This is a genomic window from Pseudomonadota bacterium (assembly GCA_018817425.1).
GTDB lineage: Bacteria > Desulfobacterota > Desulfobacteria > Desulfobacterales > RPRI01 > RPRI01.
In genome coordinates, this window is record JAHITX010000077.1 from 13,477 (window position 1) to 28,966 (window position 15,490).

General features: G+C 37.8%; 15 protein-coding genes. 11 read left to right on the forward strand and 4 right to left on the reverse strand.

The annotated features are described in order from the left end of the window. Position 1: 1 nt before the first annotated feature. On the forward strand, positions 2-1,330 hold the full coding sequence (locus KKC46_12910) for a 2-hydroxyacyl-CoA dehydratase (protein ID MBU1054706.1): 1,329 nt from the start codon (positions 2-4) through the stop codon (positions 1,328-1,330). On the opposite strand, the gene KKC46_12915 is transcribed toward KKC46_12910, so the two are convergent. Continuing rightward, a complete protein-coding gene (locus KKC46_12915) occupies positions 1,327-1,986 on the reverse strand; it encodes an acyloxyacyl hydrolase (protein MBU1054707.1) in 660 nt (219 codons plus the stop codon). The two genes, KKC46_12910 and KKC46_12915, sit on opposite strands and share 4 nt — an antisense overlap. An 88-nt stretch (positions 1,987-2,074) precedes the next feature. Beyond that, complete coding sequence (gene pyrE / locus KKC46_12920; GenBank protein MBU1054708.1) at positions 2,075-2,647, reverse strand: orotate phosphoribosyltransferase; 573 nt, start codon at positions 2,645-2,647, stop codon at positions 2,075-2,077. 338 nt (positions 2,648-2,985) lie between these two features. Here pyrE and ftsE point away from each other — a divergent pair, with 338 nt between their 5' ends. The 10 genes from ftsE (at position 2,986) to KKC46_12970 (ending at position 12,921) form a co-directional block, all read left to right on the forward strand. Beyond that, on the forward strand, positions 2,986-3,678 hold the full coding sequence (ftsE, locus tag KKC46_12925) for a cell division ATP-binding protein FtsE (protein ID MBU1054709.1): 693 nt from the start codon (positions 2,986-2,988) through the stop codon (positions 3,676-3,678). Position 3,679: 1 nt separating this feature from the next. Then, complete coding sequence (locus KKC46_12930) at positions 3,680-4,561, forward strand: ABC transporter permease (protein ID MBU1054710.1); 882 nt, start codon at positions 3,680-3,682, stop codon at positions 4,559-4,561. Between the two features lie 110 nt (positions 4,562-4,671). Continuing rightward, positions 4,672-5,922: a peptidoglycan DD-metalloendopeptidase family protein gene (locus tag KKC46_12935; GenBank protein ID MBU1054711.1), complete on the forward strand. Its 1,251-nt coding sequence runs from the start codon at positions 4,672-4,674 to the stop codon at positions 5,920-5,922. A gap of 11 nt (positions 5,923-5,933) precedes the next feature. After that, the gene (locus tag KKC46_12940; GenBank protein ID MBU1054712.1) at positions 5,934-7,352 is read left to right on the forward strand and encodes a S41 family peptidase; all 1,419 of its coding nucleotides are present in this window, start codon (positions 5,934-5,936) and stop codon (positions 7,350-7,352) included. 57 nt (positions 7,353-7,409) lie between these two features. Continuing rightward, positions 7,410-8,393, forward strand: coding sequence for a divergent polysaccharide deacetylase family protein (locus KKC46_12945; protein MBU1054713.1), 984 nt, complete (start codon positions 7,410-7,412; stop codon positions 8,391-8,393). A gap of 34 nt (positions 8,394-8,427) precedes the next feature. Continuing rightward, on the forward strand, positions 8,428-8,970 hold the full coding sequence (rfbC, locus tag KKC46_12950) for a dTDP-4-dehydrorhamnose 3,5-epimerase (protein ID MBU1054714.1): 543 nt from the start codon (positions 8,428-8,430) through the stop codon (positions 8,968-8,970). After that, a complete protein-coding gene (gene rfbD / locus KKC46_12955; protein MBU1054715.1) occupies positions 8,967-9,851 on the forward strand; it encodes a dTDP-4-dehydrorhamnose reductase in 885 nt (294 codons plus the stop codon). The genes rfbC and rfbD overlap by 4 nt, the downstream gene beginning before the upstream one ends. Before the next feature lie 27 nt (positions 9,852-9,878). Next, positions 9,879-11,108, forward strand: a complete 1,230-nt coding sequence (locus tag KKC46_12960; GenBank protein MBU1054716.1) for a U32 family peptidase — start codon at positions 9,879-9,881, stop codon at positions 11,106-11,108. A gap of 16 nt (positions 11,109-11,124) precedes the next feature. Further along, positions 11,125-11,640 (forward strand): cob(I)yrinic acid a,c-diamide adenosyltransferase, encoded by a 516-nt coding sequence (locus KKC46_12965; protein MBU1054717.1) that lies wholly within the window; start codon positions 11,125-11,127, stop codon positions 11,638-11,640. A gap of 21 nt (positions 11,641-11,661) precedes the next feature. Continuing rightward, on the forward strand, positions 11,662-12,921 hold the full coding sequence (locus KKC46_12970; protein ID MBU1054718.1) for a M23 family metallopeptidase: 1,260 nt from the start codon (positions 11,662-11,664) through the stop codon (positions 12,919-12,921). Between the two features lie 24 nt (positions 12,922-12,945). Here the strand turns inward: KKC46_12970 and KKC46_12975 are convergent, their stop codons facing one another. Both KKC46_12975 and KKC46_12980 read right to left on the reverse strand, forming a co-directional pair. After that, a complete protein-coding gene (locus KKC46_12975) occupies positions 12,946-13,512 on the reverse strand; it encodes an NUDIX hydrolase (GenBank protein ID MBU1054719.1) in 567 nt (188 codons plus the stop codon). A 46-nt stretch (positions 13,513-13,558) separates the two neighbouring features. Then, the gene (locus KKC46_12980; GenBank protein ID MBU1054720.1) at positions 13,559-15,301 is read right to left on the reverse strand and encodes a DUF3352 domain-containing protein; all 1,743 of its coding nucleotides are present in this window, start codon (positions 15,299-15,301) and stop codon (positions 13,559-13,561) included. Positions 15,302-15,490: the final 189 nt, after the last annotated feature.

The window sequence follows — 15,490 nt, forward strand, 5'->3', positions numbered from 1 at the left end:
AATGGCAAAATATAAAACAGAACCTTTAAAGTGCTGGAATAAGGCAAAAGAGCTTAGAAACGGGTTTTACGATAATATAGCAAAAGCAAGAGATGAAGGCAAAATGATAATTGCCGGGGGGACCGAAAGCGCTATTTCACTGCCTGCCGGCTTTGACATGGAGTTTTTCGGCGGGGAACCGTATGTCGCCGGTTGCGCTTTTATGGGTAAAAATGATTCAAGCATATATATGAAGTATTTTGAGGCTGCCGAAGCAGCAAAATATCCAAGAGATCTTTGTGCTTACATGCGGCTAAGTGTCGGATCATTAATTTGTAACAGCTATGCATTCGGAGGAACATATCCGAAACCTGCTTTTAATCTCCAAACCCATATATGTGATACCCAGGGAAAGTGGTATCAGACAATGAGCGAACTTGAAGGCGTGCCATATAATGCCATAGACTTTATACCTTTTGAATGGGAAAGCGAAAATGAAAGCGAAGATAGCAAAAATCTTAAACATAAATATCTGAAAGACCAGATGCTGGATATCATTGACTGGATGGAGGATGTAAGCGGAAAAAAATATGATGATGAAAAATTCATTAATGCGTTAAATTATGAATGCGAATCAGCAAGCCTGTGGGCGCATTGCTGTATGTTAAACCGCAATATCCCCGCTGTTATGGATGAGAAGATGATGCATTCTCTTTATGTTATAGCAACTCTTATGAGACATAAAAAAGCATCGGTGGATTTTTTTAAGGAGCTATTAGACGAGCTTAAAGACAGGGCAGAAAGAGGCATAGCTGCATTCGGCAATGAACGGTTAAGATTATTATTAGACGGTATGCCACCCTGGCACTCTCTTGAAATATACCGTTATATGGAGGAATTCGGAGGTGTGAGCATAGGTTCAAATTTTTCATTCGGTGTTTCAGGAGGATGGGCATATGACAGCAAGCAAGATACACGGGTTCCGGCAAAACCTCCTAAAGAAGCCGGAGTGGAATTGAAAACAAGAGAAGATGCATGCTCCTGGTATGCAAAGTGGCTGCTTGAAACCAATACCGTCTTAAGATCACTTAGATTTTCCGGCAATGGTAAAAATAAAAACATTCTTGATCTGGTAAAAAAATGGAACGCAGACGGAGCACTGATTCATCTTAACCGGGGTTGTGAAGGAACGGCAATGGGACAGATGGAAATAAGATATTTCTTAGCGGAAAACGACATCCCTGTAATGGCTTTTGAAGGCAATCATGCCGACATACGCGAGTTTGATTTGCCACGGATAAAAACAACAATAAATACATTTATGGAAACGCTTGAAATAAAAAAGCTCTAGAAATAGCGGGTTACGCCTATTAAAGCACCAATAGAATTCACGCTCGTATTTCGCTCATCACTTCCTCCGTTGGAAACATGGTGAAACATGGCTTCAAAATCCATCGACCAGTTCTTTTCAAACAGATAGCGAAACCCTATACTTCCCTGAGGATTATACTCTATATTATTGCCTATTAAAGTCTGTGAACGATCTTTGTATGCATCGTTATAAACAATCCCGCCTCCTGCCTGGATGTAAGGAAATATGCGGTCTGTGCTATAAGGAAGATTATATCTGAACAGGCACGTTACACCGCTGATTATATCACCAGGACCCTCAAATATAAAAGAATGAGTCAGTTCAAAGATGAAGTCTAAATTTCCTTCCAAGTTAAATTTTCTCACAGTCAGTTCGGGATTCAAACCCCAGATAAATCGAAGGTTTGCCATGGCATAATTTATTTCCGGCCTGGAGCTTCTTTTGTATATCGGAGAATATAAAACTCCGGCAATAGTCTGAACCGCAAACCTGTCTTTAACAATTATATCGAACAAAACGTTAGAGTTATTCTTATCTTCCCCGCCGGTTTGGTCGTCAGACCGTGCAAAGCCATTTAAAGGCAGAAATAGTAATAACAGATAAATAACTATTATTGTAAAAAATACTCTTCTCATTATCTTCTCTCTGTTTCCTGTTTACATAATAACAAAACATCTTTTTATCCTCGTTACTGTTATAATAATTTTTCACAAAAGCAAGAAATTATTTATCTGTCTGCGTTAAAGTTTTCCAGTAAGCTAACAGCTCATCTCTATTTACTATTGCTGTTACATTATTAATATGCTCTCTTATGCTATCCAAGCCACCTTCCTGCCGGTCAACAAGAATTACTGCTTTAACAACTTCCATGCCTTCGGAACGTGCCCGTTCAATGGCTGTAACTGTTGATCCTCCTGTGGTGGCAACATCATCTATTATGACAACCCTGCTCCCTTTTTTCAGATCACACTCTATCCATCGGATAATACCATGATCTTTTATTGCTTTTCTTATTGAAAAAGCATTAATCGGATTTTCTTTCAATCCTGAAACAAAAGCTGTTGCAACGGCTATGGGATCTGCTCCAAAAGTAAGTCCTCCTACTCCGGCTATATTTGAATCTTTAATTGCATCAAATACCAGATTGCCGATTAAAAACATACCCCGCGGGTTAAGAGTAACAGGCTTGCAGTTAATATAAAAATTACTCATCTTTCCTGATGCAAGTTTAAACACCGGCTCTTTGGTGTATTGAAATGATTTACGGCACAAAAGGTCAATAAGCTCTTTTTTCATAATAAATAAAAATCCTCTAAAATGTTTAAAAGTTAGAGCCCCATGCATAACATCCGCGCTGAAGCTTTAGGTAAATACTTATTAAAATATCAATAAAATGTTGATTTTAATCTGTTCTTCAGGGTATAAAAAAGCCCCCGCCGAAACGGAAGAAGCTTTTATGGGGACTCGGCAGAGGCTTTGAGTAAGGAAAACTCTAATAAAGCATTCCTTCGGACTCGTTTGTTGTATAGCAATTAATTTTAATCAGGTCAATGAAAACCATAATTGCATAAGATTCAAGAGTTCATGAAAAAAAACAATACAAGTCTCAGGTTTATGACTATGGAGCTTATTGAATGGGCAATGGAAACAATGAAAATTATTTAATAAGAATGTTTCATGTTTACAGGCGATATGGAAACAAGACAGCCCTTTTTGATATTAACCTGGATGTGAGAAAAAACGAATTCATATATATAACCGGTCCCAGTGGCGCCGGAAAGACGACTCTTCTTAAACTTCTTTACCTTGGAGAGCCAATGTCCGAAGGTCAAATTATCGTAGATGGTGTTAATCTGGCAAGGATAGCAAAAAACAAAATGCCGCTTCTTCGAAGAAAATTCGGAATAATATTTCAGGAGTTTAAATTAATACCAGCAAAAACCGTATTTGAAAATATTGCTCTTGTTCTGGAAGCAGCCGGAAAACAAAACAGGTTTATACAAAAAAAAGTGGGCAGCATGCTTAGAGCTGTGGGTATGGAAGACAGACAGAACTCTTTCCCACTCAGTCTTTCGGGAGGAGAGCAACAACGTGTTGCAATAGCCAGAGCAATGGCGGGTGATCCGAAGATAATTCTTGCGGATGAGCCGACAGGAAGCCTTGACCCTGATTCTGCAGAACAGGTAATAGAACTTATTAAAGGATTTCATGCCCGAGGCTCAACGATAATTATCACGACTCACGACACCAAACTTATAAAAAAAACAGGCGGCAGAATGATACATTTAAAACAAGGCCGTTTGTGGTTACCATCAAATCAGCGCTGATATGAAACTTCTTTATTTTAAACATGCATTCAATGATATTGTAAAAAGCAGGTTCTTGCATATCGTTGCAATTATAACACTTGCTTTTGCGGTAATTATTACAAGTTCTATTATTCTTTTTTTCAAAAACACAACCGGCATATTTAATATATGGAAAAAAGGAGTAAAGGTAATGGTTTATCTTTCTCCGGAAACTCCCGATGAGGCTATACACGAAATACAAAAGAAGATTTCAGGAATGTATGGCGTTAAGGATGCTATATTCATTTCAAAAGAAGAAGCTCTTAACATACTTAAGCAACAGATGAAAAGACAACCATCGTTGCTTGAAAATCTCAAAGGCAATCCGCTTCCAAATGCATTTGAAATACATTTGATTGAATCTTCGGAAGTATGGGAAAAGATTGAAAGCCTTGTTGCCCATCTTGAATTGATACCACAGGTTGAAGAAGTTGAGTACGGACAAAAGTGGCTGGCCCGATTTTCAGGTATTATCAATATATTCACTTTGTCAGGATATGCCCTTGGAATCCTTTTCTTTATTGCTTCAGTGTTCATAGTTGCAAACACGGTACGTCTTGTTCTTTATGCAAAACGCGATGAAATAGAAATTATGCGTCTTGTCGGAGCATCCGATAGCTTTATTAAAACTCCGCTTTATATTGAATGTATTATACAAGGAGCTGCAGGTGGAATTATCGGTCTTGTTCTGCTTTATATTATTTTTACGTCTTTTATCTCAAATGTTGGCAAGGGCATGACATCAGATCTTATAAATATAAATTTTTTTTCTTTTAGTGCGTTGTCAACAATTTTGATCTGCAGCATGTTTATAGGATGGCTCGGTTGTTTTGTGTCTTTAAAAAATTTTCTGAAAAATTAGAGAAGAACAAGGATATCAGAGACCCGCGGTCAGGGATCAGCTCAAGAATTCAAAAGCTTTTCTTTTTGGCTTTTGGTCTATGTTTCCTATAAAAAAAGTCTGGATACGGTATGTTGTTTAATAGAGTATCGCTTATTAAAACTTCTGCTCTTTGTGCCGCAATATTTTTTCTTGTTTTTCTTGCAGGAGTAAACGGCGGTTCTGTTCCCAAGAAAACAGGATCAAAAGATAAGCCTTCTTCAAAGGATTCAAAAACAAAATTATCCCAAGGCATAGGGAAACTGCAACAGAAGGCAATACTTATTGATAATCAAATCGAGCAAAGCAAAGCTGAAATTGAAAGTATAAAAAAGGAAGAATCACTGGTTTTACACAACCTGAATGAACAGGATATTGCAATTGATAATATAAGAAAGAATATATCTTCTTTAAGAAGAGAACTCGAAGCTGCAAGCAGACAAATAGAAAAAATCAAAGGTGAAATAGAAAATATCGATAATGAAATCAAAGAATCGGAACGCTATATTTCAAAGCGTCTTGTTGCTCTTTATAAACTAAACCGGCTTGGCAGGATACATGTTCTTGCATCTGTGGATTCCATTTATGAAATCATTCAGCGTGAAATGTATTTTGAACGAATCCTTGACAGCGATAAAAAAGAGATTGATAAATTATTTGAAAACAGAAACAGATTATGCCAGTTGCAAATCAATTTAAATGAAAAAAATGCCGGTTATAAATCAGGGGAAAAATCTCTTGAAGAAGAGATTGCAAAGATCTCTTTTGAAAGACAAAAACGTGCACAATTTCTTGATGAAATCCGAAGCAAAAAAACACTTGAGATAGCAGCAGTAAACGCTCTTGAGAATGCTGCAAAACAACTTGATGATGCTATACAAACCCTAAGCGCAGAAAAGAACGGAACTAATTTATTGCAAAATGCTTCCTTTAAGGACCCTGCATCATTTAAAGGGTTGCTTAACCTGCCTGTCAAGGGTAAAATAGTCTCAAGTTTTGGCACTTACCATAATAACAAATATAATACCACCAATTTTAAGAGTGGAATTGATATAGAGTCTGAAATAGGTGAGCCAATAAGATCGGTTATTCCTGGTAAAATAATATACTCCGGATGGTTTAAAGGATATGGAAACATGATTATAGTCGATCATGGCAAAAGTTTTTATACTGTATATGCACATCTTGAAGAAAGTTTTAAATCAAAAGGTGATGTGGTAGAAGCTGATGAAGTAATTGCATCAGCCGGTGACACCGGTTCTTTAGCCGGTTCCGGACTTTATTTCGAAATCAGGCATCATGGGAAACCAATCAATCCTATAAAATGGTTTAAGAAGCAATAAAAGGAGAAAATATGGGCCAGAAAAAAAACAACCATATCAGGCTTTGGGTTATGGTTATAATTGCTGTCGGTTTTTTAACCATAGGCGCAGGTTTTTACCGTAATCTTTCTGCAAATAATGAAGAAACCTATAAGGGATTGAAAATTTTCAGTGATGTTCTTGAAATAATAGAAAATGATTATGTTGATACTGTTGATACAAAAGAACTGGTTCAAAAGGCTATTCAAGGTATGATCAGAGGCCTTGATCCGCATTCTTCGCTTCTTCCACCGGAAGCCCTGGAAGATTTACAGATTGATTCCGAAGGAGAATTTCCCGGCATAGGTATTCATATAACACTTTTAAATGATCTTGTTACGGTTATTTCCCCCATTGAAGGAACACCTGCTTTTAAAGCCGGCATAAAAGCAAAGGATAAAATTATCAAGATAGATGGAGTTACTCCCAAAGATTTAAGGGATGCCGTAAGCAAAATGAGAGGCCCGAAAGGCACATCTGTTGTTGTAACTATATTTCGTGAAGGAGCTACAGACCCAATCGATTTTACCCTTGTGCGCGATATAATTCCTGTAAAAAGCATCAAATCCATATCAATCAAACCCGGATATGGCTATATATGGATTACCAACTTTACAGGAAATACTACAGAGGATTTTATAAAAGCTCTTGATAAACTTGAGTCGGATTCCGTTCCCTTAAAAGGTCTTATACTTGACCTTCGTGATAATGGAGGCGGTCTTTTAAAACAGGCTTTAAATATTTCCGATGTTTTTCTTGAAAAAGGAAAGATTTTATCAATCGAGGGAAGACATAAGAAGAATTCAAGAGTTTTTAAAGCTCATGCCGATAAGATAAAGCGTACTTACCCTATAATTGTTCTTGTTAATGGTGGAAGTGCAAGTGCTGCTGAAATTGTTGCCGGGGCATTACAGGATCATAAAAGGGCGCTGATATTAGGGACAACTTCATTCGGAAAAGGATCTGTGCAGAGTGTTGAACCTTTAAGAGATGGCTATGCTCTCAAGCTGACAATAGCCAGATACTACACCCCAAGTGGCCGATCTATACAAGCTAAAGGAATTGAGCCGGATGTTGTACTACGGCATAAAACAATTGGTGATGAAAGTACTTATGATGATGGAGGCATGCTGAAAGAAAAGGATTTAAAAAATCACCTTAATGCAAATCCTGATGAAGAAAAAAATGATGGAGAATCCGATTCGAATATTATAAAAGATAAAGACCCGGAAACGAAAAAGGGTAAAGATAAAAAAGACGGCAGAAAGAAAACAAAAATGCGCGACTTTGATTACAGGCTTGGCCCACTTACTATAGAAGGTCTCCAGTCCGATAATCAGGTGATGCATGCGCTTGAGATTTTATTAAGTTATGAAATATTCAAGGATAGATTGAATAATACTGCGGATTGAATAATCTAAATATAATAATATAGTGTCTAAATACTGTACGGTGCATTGTTTTAAATTATGGCTAAAAGAAAAAAAGAAAAAAAGAAAAAAAAGGGATCGAAAAAAGTAAAAAATTTAAGATTTAATATTTTAAAAGCTTGTGCAGGTTTATTTGTTTTACTGTTTTTAGTGGTTGGGGTTGGTTTTTTATATAATTACTATATTTCAAGACATAAGCCTATTCCTATTCCCGTAAAACAAACGGCTCCTTTGAAAATAAAAATACAAAAGAAAAAAACCGTATCAAAACCGCCTGTTTTTGAAGTTTACCCGAAAGAAGAAAGACAATATATAAAAATTAAACCAAAGGGCAAAGCAATTCCTGACCGCCATTTGCCTAATGTGGCAATAATCATAGATGATGTTGGATATCATCCTGATCTTGAAAATAAATTCCTGCAACTTGATGCTATCTTTACCTTTTCGGTATTACCTTTCAGTCCGCACAAAAAAAGCATAATTAAAGCAGCACAAAAAAAAGGAAGGGAAATAATGCTCCACCTTCCAATGGAGCCGAAAGAATTCCCGGCAATTTCTCCAGGTCCCGGCGCTCTGCTTACAACCATGAATCCCGACCAGCTTATAAACCAGCTTAATAAAGATATTGATGATGTTCCTTTTATCAAAGGCGTAAATAATCATATGGGCTCAAAAATGACGGCCTCAGATACTCAGATGTATCAGATTGTATCGGTTCTTAAACAAAGGGGGCTTTATTTCATTGACAGCAGAACAGCACCAAAAACTTATGGCAAAGAATCGGCAAAGCTATTTAAAATATCTTTCGCCGAGAGGGATGTATTTATAGATCATAAACAGGACAAAGAATTTATAAGAAAACAGATCCATGAACTTATTAATATAGCCAACAGGCATGGCGAAGCTGTTGCAATAATACATCCGTATCCTATAACATATGAGGTAATTTCAGAAATGCTTCCTTATATGAAGAAAAAAATAAACCTTGTACCTGCTTCAGCAATTGTTAAAGATTTAAGTTGAACTTAATACAAGCAAACAGCTCCGGGAAAGACTTATGAATATAATTAAAACTGATCTTGAAGATGTTATTTTAATAGAGCCACCTGTTTTTTCAGACAACAGAGGGTATTTTACAGAAGTATACAAGAAGAGCGTATATGATCCTCTTGGTATAGACAGAAATTTTGTGCAGGATAACCTTTCCTGTTCTTCAAAAGATGTATTAAGAGGTTTGCACTATCAGATAAAACAAAAACAGGCAAAACTGGTTCAGGTTATTAAAGGGGAAGTATTTGATGTAGCTGTTGATCTAAGGCCACATTCAAAAACTTTCGGCAAATGGGAAAGTTTTATTCTTTCGGACAAAAACAACCGCCGCCTTTTTATACCTGAAGATTTCGCCCACGGTTTCTGTGTTTTAAGCGATACAGCTTATCTTTTATACAAGTGCTCTGAGTATTATGCCCCTGGTGATGAAGGAGGCATAATTTGGTGCGATGATATATTAAATATAAAATGGCCTGTAAAAAACCCCATAATATCGGAAAAGGACAAACAACTTCCCTCCTTTTCTAAAGTTTTCGGTAAAATAAAATGAAAATACTTGTAATAGGGTCACAAGGACAGCTGGGATGGGATTTGTTAAAAGAAGCTAAATCATTCGGTTTTGAAGCTACAGGTTTTGATCTTCCGCAAATCGACATAAGCATCAAATCGGATGTAGAAAAAATTATAAACGATTTTAATCCAACTATTGTTGTAAATGCAGCGGCTTACACAAATGTGGATAAAGCTGAAGAAGAAAGCAAAGTCTGTTTTGCAGCAAACTGTTTTGGTCCGGAAAACATTGCTGCCGTTTGCAATAGTCTTTCAATTCCGCTGATTCATATTTCAACCGATTATGTTTTTGATGGAAGCGCAAATACTCCTTACACTGAAACAGATAAGATATCCCCGATAAGTGTATATGGTAAAAGCAAGGCAGAAGGCGAAATTTTGGTAAGAAATACTATAGAAAAGCATATAATAATAAGAACTTCATGGCTTTACGGCATACACGGAAATAATTTTGTTAAAACTATTTTAAGACTTGGAAAAGATAAAGAAGTAATCAGTGTTGTATCCGATCAGTATGGCTCCCCGACTTTTGCCACTGATCTTGCAAATGCTGTATTAACTGTTTCTTCTCAGGTCAAAAACGGTAACAGCAATATCTGGGGAACTTACAATTTTTGCGGCGCAGGAATAACCACCTGGCATGAATTTGCAGAAAAGATAATAGAAGAAGCAAAACAATACATGCAAATAAAAACAACCATGGTAAAACCGATTGCATCAAAAGATTATCCTGTAAAAGCCGAAAGGCCTTCTTATTCTGCTCTTGATTGCAGTCTGATTAAAAGGCAATTCGGGATATCTCCGAAACCCTGGCAGGAAAGCCTGAAAGCCTCAATAAAAATAATTTGCAGTAATACATGAAAGAATTTTCTGCCACGGCTAAAGCCCATGTCTAATAAGGTAAACAAAAAAATTGAACTCCTTGCCCCGGCCGGGAATTTTGAAAAGCTTGAAATTGCCATCCATTACGGTGCTGATGCGATTTATCTGGCAGGAAAAGACTTTTCTTTAAGAAATTTTTCAGGAAATTTTACAATTGATGAACTAAACGAAGCTGTTCGGTTTGCCGGCAAAGCCGGGGTAAAAGTGTATGTTGCATGCAATATATTTTCAAGAAACAACGAGCAAAAAGCCATAAAAGATTATTTAAAGAGCCTTTCAGAAATTGCACCTGATGCAGTAATTATTGCAGATCCCGGCATATTGCTTGAGGCAAAAAACATAATGCCTGATATGCCTATACATTTAAGCACACAGGCAAACACCACAAGTTACAAGGCAGCTTTGTTCTGGAAAAATATTGGTGTTACAAGAATAAATACGGCCCGTGAGCTTTCTTTAAAAGAAATCAAAGAAATAGCTTCATTGGGTGAAGTTGAAATAGAAGCTTTTGTTCACGGTGCAATGTGCATATCATATTCGGGGCGCTGTTTGTTAAGCAATTTTATGGAAAACCGTGACAGCAATCATGGCATGTGCTGCCATCCGTGCAGATTTAGCTATGCGGTTGTTGAACAGACACGACCCGGCGAATATATGCCAATTGGAGAAGACAGCCGTGGCACATATATCTTTAACTCAAAAGATTTGTGTATGATCGGCCACATTCCTGAAATGATAGATGCAGGCATATCTTCTTTAAAGATTGAAGGCCGCATGAAGGGAATAAACTATCTTGCTTCAACAGTCAGGGTTTACAGGGAAGCTATCGACTCATGGTATGAATCTCCGGCAGAATTTGAAGTAAAAGAAGAATGGATAAAAGAGCTTGGCAGAATAAGCAACAGAGGATACTGCACAGGATTCTACTTTGGTAATACGAGAGAAACTGTGCCGAACTATCTTGATATAAAGCCTGCTACCAAACGCACATTTATAGGTAAAGTCATTGGATCTGAAAATGGAAATATGGCAATTATTCAAGTGCGAAACAAATTATTTTTAAACGACAAGGTTGATATACTGTGCATTAAAGGCCCGGCAAAACATGATACAATAAGAAGAATAACGGATACAAATGGGCAACAACTTGATTTTGCCCAGCCCGGAAGTATTGTAAGCATACTGTTTGACAATAAATGTAAAATAAATGATCTTGTAAGAAAGATAGAACTATAACCATTGGAGGGAAAATATGAGAGGTTACATCCAGGTATATACCGGAAACGGGAAAGGAAAGACAACAGCGGCATTGGGCCTGTCAATTAGAGCTGCGGGAGCCGGCCTGAAGGTTTATATTGCTCAATTTATCAAGATGGGCCTTTACAGCGAAATAAAAGCCCTTGAAAAATTTTCCGGTCAGATAACAGTAGAACAATTCGGACTTGGGCGATTTATTAAAGGCAAACCTTCTAAAGAAGATATTGAAGCAGCCCATAAAGGAATTGCAAAAATAAAGAACTTAATGAATTCATCTAAATACGACATTATAGTTCTTGAAGAAGCAAATTCAGCTTCTTCATGCGGCGTTATATCTGTTGAAGACATCCTTGATATTATAGCATTAAAACCTGATAATGTTGAACTTGTCATAACAGGCCGGGGAGCCGATCCAAAAGTAATTGAAAAAGCCGACCTTGTTACGGAAATGAAAGAAATCAAACATTACTATAATAATGGGGTACAGGCGAGAGTTGGAATAGAAAAGTAATAAAAAACAGGGCATATGTCTATGAACAAAAAGATCACGATAATAGCTGTTTCTTTCATCATCATTATTAATTCTCTCATTTTTGTCTTTGCTAGTAATAAATCAAAAACTCCTCACAGGATAGACGAAAAGGTTTTGACTGTTATTGCCGGACAACTTTCGGAAGGAGAAGTTCTTGGCAATATCCTGGCAAAACAGGGTGTAGAGCTATTAGATGTTAGTTTAATAACAAATACGTTGAATAAGATTTTTAATCTTAGAAAATGTAATGTAGGGGACAAATGGAAACTTTATCTTGATAGTAAAGGTAATTTTAATAAATTCGAATATTATGACGGGCCCATGGAATTTTATGTAGTGGAACCGGATATTAATAATAACACATTTATTGCTTCAACACATGAAATAAAAGCGAAAAAAATAATAAGAGGAACCCGGGGGAAAATAAAAAATTCATTGTATCAAAGCATGACTTCTTTAAATGTTCATCCTGAAATGGTTGTGCAATTTGCTGAAATTTTTGCTTCTACAATAGATTTTTTTACTGACTGCCGCCCGGATGACGAATTCAGCATTCTGTGGGATTCCTATGTTGATAAAGATGGGGTTGTTTTAAAAGATATAAATATATTGGCTGCTTCCTATACAAGATCAGGATATACACATAATGCCTTTTATTATAAAACGCCTGATGGAAACGGTAACTATTATGATGAAAACGGGGACAGTGTTGAAGCGGTATTTTTAAAAGCTCCCCTTAACTACAGAAGAATATCTTCCTATTTTACCCGCAAAAGATATCATCCCATATTAAAAAAATACCGCCCTCATCTTGGGATTGACTACGCAGCACCAAGGGGTACCCCTATTTCTGCCATAGGTGACGGTGTCATTACTGCGGCTGGAAGAAGAAGAGATGGGCTTGGCACAACGATAATAATAAAGCATCCCAATAACCACAAATCCTGGTATGGACATTTGTCCAAAATAGCAAAAGGAGTTTTACGGGGTTCCCGTGTAAAAAAAGGCCAGGTTATAGGATATGTGGGAGCAACGGGTCTTGCTACCGGCCCTCATCTTGACTTCCGTTTGCAGAATGGCAAAACGTTTGTTAATTTTCTTGCGCTGAAGATGCCTCCTTCTCATCCTCTACCGGAGAAGTATCAAAAAAATTTCGAGGTCGCAAAAAATATGCTTATGGAAACAACAGACAATCTAAAACCTGGAGAAATTACTTTTTTTCAGAATAAAAAGGCAAGAAAACTGTATTCGCTGTATTGAGATATGTATAGTACTAAAGTTCCGTCAAGCTTTCATCAGTATTCCTCTAAGGTCAAATAGATGACAAAGCGCTGTAAAAGCCAGCGAATGACGAAATCTACCCAAGGCAATCTCTTGCCCTATCTCCTTTATACTCATAACGCCAACTGCCACATGCTCACCATCATCAAGCTCAGGGAGCATTGTCTGCTTCACGTTTCTTGCCACCCAATGATGACAGCGGTTATCCAAAAATGCCGGGTTGGGCTCCACATATCCTAAATACTCCCATTCTTCACTCGTGTAACCCGTTTCTTCTTTCAACTCTCGGATAGCCGCTTCTTTTGATGTTTCTCCTGATTCAACGATTCCTGCGGGAAGCTCAGTTGTTGTTTCACCGGTTCCAAAACGATGCTGATAGACAATCACTAATTTATTCTCCGGGGTCAGCGCTATCACATTTACCCAATCAGAAGATTCGAGGACTGTGGCTTTTACCGTATGAGCATTCCTTGGGTTTCTCATCCAATCAAATCTTACACGAAAAAGCTTCAGGTCAGGTCCTGTCTCAGTTTGAATGCATTCCCAATCTGTTTGTTTTTTATCGCTCATAAGTATTCTCCAAAGTTTCGGTAAACAATTAAGTTCCGTTAGATTTTTAACGATCCATCAGCACCTGCATATCGCTCTTGATGAAATCTTCTCCGATATATGTACTTCCGCCCATGGCTTTTATCATGGAAAGTCCATCCAGCAAGGGGTTGATGCCCAAATTGACTATCTTTGAGGCTTTTTCCACTTTGTCTCTCTGAGCAATAGCCATCCAGCTTATACCCCAGGAGATTAATTTGCGGGTCTTGATAATCATTTCTTCGGTGTTTAAATAAAAGATCTGGTTGTTTTCAGCAGTCATCTCCTTTCCAAGGGCTTTAAAGTTGGAGTTGCTGCCAAGACTTTTTTTATCAGGTGCATCTATCATACTTTTAAGCAGGTTGCGGTTGATAGTCAGGGCAAAATATTCTTCTATAAAAGTATAAGCCGGGCTCATATTAGCTCCGGTTGGCAGCATGACGTATTTAACATCGGTTTTCCGGTAAGTCTCATGCTGTATAGGCATATTTAATTTCTTGATTTGTTGTTTGATCAATTGATTGATAACATCGGGTTGTTTTACTTCGATAAACAAAGCAAGTTCAGGATAGGGAAACGGCCCATCCATATTGATATCTTTGATCAGCATTCCAGCCTGAGTACCGAAAGCATCCAGAAGAGATTCTATTTCCATACCTGTTTCCTTAACAAAGCTTTGCTTTATCTTTGCCACGGCTTCAGATGTTATTTCCGGATGATGCTGAATCTCATCCCAATAGACTTTCAGATCAAAGGTGTTCTGCCAGTTATAGATCAATGAATCAACCGGAATATACTTTAAAATGTGGTTGGCAGCAGGATCAATATCGGTAATAGTTTTTAGCCTGTGAGACAACTTTGTTCTGTCAATTCCTGCAATTATTTTTGAACGTACCAGGGGGCTGCCGTCATCATATTGTACAAAATTAATGGTCTCAATTCCCTGTAAATTCTCAAACTGGGTTACAAGCTTTCTCGCACCTGGATCAGTATCTGCCTTGTGGCTGACAGCCTCCCGGAAAAAGGTAATAAAATGATCGGCATTTGCAAAGGCAAGAAAATCTGTCTGGCCTGACTTATAAAGATCGGCACAATGGCGTTGATAGATCTCGGCCTGTAATAAAGAAGTACTATCATCTAATGACTGTTTAAGGCAGCGTTTTACAGGCGCTATTGAAAAACCGGCTATCATCAGTCCTTTAGTCAATGCATAGTAAACCGGCCGACCGTTTTTCAGAAAGAACTCGCTTATCTCCCATTGTTGATATTTTTGGGTTTTCACGGAAAGTGTTGAGCCAAACATGCTGGCAAAGCTCTCTATAATTTTAACAGACTGTTTGGGCCTTGCCACCAATACTATCGAATCAAGGAGGGTTTCAGGATCAACGGATTCCAGTTGCCGGGGGTCAAGATTTATATTTAACATTGCAAAAGAAACATCCTGACCAAAAAAGGCATCAAACCAGGTACTGTTAACAGCGGTTTTAAAGTTTCCCACGGCATGTGTGATCTCTGTACGCTGCTTAGGCGGTATCTCCATAGCAGCCATAAGCTGCGGCAAATCAATACCGCCAAGAGACTGCCCCATGCGACCTTTCCTGAATCGTTCGATCTGCTTTTTCAGTTCGCACACCCTGATCATGCCTAAAGTATCTTTTGGCAGCACAGCTTCAATGGCAGTTTGCCGGGCAAGTGGTTTATAGAAGTAATAATAGGCCCCGGCTGAAATCACCAGAGCAATAATCACCAACACAATAATTGTTTTTCGCATAAAGACCTCTTCTCTAAAAGTTAATATCCTGTTTCCAAATGCCGGAAAAGTCTATGGGGTTTTGTGGGGCATATTGTTTAGGGGCGTATTGCAATACGCCCCTACGATTATGTATCGTGTCCATCGTATGATCATGCATCGTACCAATATGATTTATTTTAATGATTCTTTGTTCATAACACAATACCC

Coding starts and splice junctions, on each gene's coding strand:
- KKC46_12910 (MBU1054706.1), top strand. CDS start 2: ATGGCAAAATATAAAACAGAACCTTTAAAGTGCTGGAATAAGGCAAAA.
- KKC46_12915 (MBU1054707.1), bottom strand. CDS start 1,986: ATGAGAAGAGTATTTTTTACAATAATAGTTATTTATCTGTTATTACTA.
- pyrE (MBU1054708.1), bottom strand. CDS start 2,647: ATGAAAAAAGAGCTTATTGACCTTTTGTGCCGTAAATCATTTCAATAC.
- ftsE (MBU1054709.1), top strand. CDS start 2,986: ATGGGCAATGGAAACAATGAAAATTATTTAATAAGAATGTTTCATGTT.
- KKC46_12930 (MBU1054710.1), top strand. CDS start 3,680: ATGAAACTTCTTTATTTTAAACATGCATTCAATGATATTGTAAAAAGC.
- KKC46_12935 (MBU1054711.1), top strand. CDS start 4,672: ATGTTGTTTAATAGAGTATCGCTTATTAAAACTTCTGCTCTTTGTGCC.
- KKC46_12940 (MBU1054712.1), top strand. CDS start 5,934: ATGGGCCAGAAAAAAAACAACCATATCAGGCTTTGGGTTATGGTTATA.
- KKC46_12945 (MBU1054713.1), top strand. CDS start 7,410: ATGGCTAAAAGAAAAAAAGAAAAAAAGAAAAAAAAGGGATCGAAAAAA.
- rfbC (MBU1054714.1), top strand. CDS start 8,428: ATGAATATAATTAAAACTGATCTTGAAGATGTTATTTTAATAGAGCCA.
- rfbD (MBU1054715.1), top strand. CDS start 8,967: ATGAAAATACTTGTAATAGGGTCACAAGGACAGCTGGGATGGGATTTG.
- KKC46_12960 (MBU1054716.1), top strand. CDS start 9,879: ATGTCTAATAAGGTAAACAAAAAAATTGAACTCCTTGCCCCGGCCGGG.
- KKC46_12965 (MBU1054717.1), top strand. CDS start 11,125: ATGAGAGGTTACATCCAGGTATATACCGGAAACGGGAAAGGAAAGACA.
- KKC46_12970 (MBU1054718.1), top strand. CDS start 11,662: ATGAACAAAAAGATCACGATAATAGCTGTTTCTTTCATCATCATTATT.
- KKC46_12975 (MBU1054719.1), bottom strand. CDS start 13,512: ATGAGCGATAAAAAACAAACAGATTGGGAATGCATTCAAACTGAGACA.
- KKC46_12980 (MBU1054720.1), bottom strand. CDS start 15,301: ATGCGAAAAACAATTATTGTGTTGGTGATTATTGCTCTGGTGATTTCA.